Source organism: Blautia hansenii (genome assembly GCF_013304445.1).
Classification (GTDB): Bacteria; Bacillota; Clostridia; order Lachnospirales; family Lachnospiraceae; genus Blautia.
This window is the reverse complement of record NZ_JAAITA010000057.1, coordinates 1-1,442: the sequence shown is the minus strand read 5'-3', so window position 1 is coordinate 1,442 and position 1,442 is coordinate 1. Positions and strand designations below refer to the sequence as shown.

Here is a 1,442-nt window from a genome sequence, read left to right as displayed (position 1 = left end):
CAAATATTCCTGCGGATTTCCTAATCCTCAAGTTTCACCTATAATTGTAGTCGATAGATATTTAGATTATTTCACTACAATTATGGAGGATAGGTTATGGCAGGTACTCGCAAAGCCCGTGTTCCGATGGCGGAACAGCTCAGGCTTATTAATGAATGCCGTCAGAGCGGCATGACAGATGCTGACTGGTGCCGTGAAAACGACATTGCAGTAAGCACCTTTTACAACTGGGTCAGCCGCTGTCGGAAAGCGGCAGCGGAGCAGATTCCAGCAGCGAATCATGGTCATCTTGAGATTCCCCGTCCGAAACAGGACGTGGTCTCCATTGACATTGTTCCGGAACAGCATACAGCATCCCAGATGCAAAACTCGTACCTTGACAATTCACATACGATTGAAGTTGCTATGAAGGATATCACGGTCCGTATCAGCAATGATGCAGATCCGCTCCTACTCACCAGAACATTCCGTCTGCTTCAGGAGCTCTCATGTTAGGTGACATCTCCGGACTTGAAAAGATTTACATTGTCTGCGGCTATACCGACATGCGGAAGTCCATTGACGGACTCTGCGCCGTTATCGAAGACCAGCTTAAGATGGATCCGTCGTCCAGTGTTCTCTTCCTGTTCTGTGGAAGAAGACGGGACAGGATTAAAGCCTTGTTCCGGGAACCAGACGGGTTCGTTCTGATTTATAAGCGGTTGTCTGTCCGCGGCGGCTATCAATGGCCCAGGAAGCAATCGGAGGTCCGGAATCTTTCCTGGCGGGAGTTTGACTGGCTGATGTCGGGGATTGATATTGACCAGCCCAAAGCCTTTAAAGCAGAATAAAAAGCATCTGGATTCCAGTAGAAATCCTGCACAGAAAAAACCGGAAAGCCCTTATAAATTCGGCATTTTTCAGGAGCTATTTTCCTTTAGTAAAAGCCCTGTTTCTGCTATAATAAAGGTATCAAATCCGAGGAGAGAAACGATGGCTTCCAGTGCGAAAGATATCCAGATCAGAGAGCTGAAAGATACGATATCACAACTGAAAACAATGGTATCTGAACAGACTGAGATGATGAAATCTCTCCGTCTTATTATTGACGAAAAATCCAGTCACGAGAAAGCCCTTCAGGAACAGGTAGATTATCTGACAAAAAAACTCTTTGGTTCTTCCAGTGAAAGAAGAGCCGATGATATTCCGGGACAGCAGAATCTCTTTGATGAAGCGGAAATGGAACAGAATCCATCTCTGCCGGAAGAAGAAACTGTAATCAAGGAACATACCCGTAAAAAGAAGGCCACGCATGAAGATCTCTTCAAAGGCCTTAAGATTGAAAAAGTAGTGCTCCCTCTTCCGGAAGAAGAGAAGATTTGTCCGGTATGCGGTACGCAGCTGGTTCTGATTGGCGAGGAGTATGTCCGCCGGGAACTGGAATTCATTCCTGCCACTTGTAA

3 protein-coding genes are annotated in these 1,442 nt (G+C 46.2%); all 3 read left to right on the top strand.

Annotated features, from left to right (window positions below):
• Positions 1-96: 96 nt before the first annotated feature.
• Positions 97-495 (top strand): IS66 family insertion sequence element accessory protein TnpA, encoded by a 399-nt coding sequence (gene tnpA, locus G5A70_RS15455; protein ID WP_226853772.1) that lies wholly within the window; start codon positions 97-99, stop codon positions 493-495.
• A complete protein-coding gene (gene tnpB, locus G5A70_RS15450; RefSeq protein WP_173750329.1) occupies positions 489-830 on the top strand; it encodes an IS66 family insertion sequence element accessory protein TnpB in 342 nt (113 codons plus the stop codon). The genes tnpA and tnpB overlap by 7 nt, the downstream gene beginning before the upstream one ends.
• Before the next feature lie 142 nt (positions 831-972).
• Positions 973-1,442, top strand: a 470-nt coding sequence (locus G5A70_RS15445) for an IS66 family transposase zinc-finger binding domain-containing protein (RefSeq protein WP_173750328.1), incomplete at its 3' end; no start/stop codon positions are given.